Raw genomic sequence first — 248 nt, 5'->3', positions numbered from 1 at the left:
GGTGAGCCATGAAGGATTCGAACCTTCGACCCTCTGATTAAAAGTCAGATGCTCTACCAACTGAGCTAATGGCTCATTTTGAAAGTGGTGCCGGCTAGAGGACTTGAACCCCCAACCTACTGATTACAAGTCAGTTGCTCTACCAATTGAGCTAAGCCGGCTTGCGACTTCAAAATGGTGGCTCGGGACGGAATCGAACCGCCGACACGAGGATTTTCAGTCCTCTGCTCTACCGACTGAGCTACCGA

The 248-nt window shown here is 50.8% G+C and carries 2 tRNA genes; both read right to left on the bottom strand.

The window, feature by feature from the left end:
• Positions 1–2: 2 nt before the first annotated feature.
• Positions 3–75: transfer RNA gene (locus ACQRBL_RS32935), tRNA-Lys, on the bottom strand.
• Positions 76–85: 10 nt separating this feature from the next.
• Positions 86–161: transfer RNA gene (locus ACQRBL_RS32930), tRNA-Thr, on the bottom strand.
• Positions 162–248 lie beyond the last annotated feature (87 nt).

The sequence above is a fragment of the Bacillus sp. AF62 genome (genome assembly GCF_050312695.1).
GTDB lineage: Bacteria > Bacillota > Bacilli > Bacillales > Bacillaceae_G > Bacillus_A > Bacillus_A cereus.
Note: the sequence above shows the minus strand (reverse complement) of the source record. Positions and strands in the feature narration are given on the sequence as shown.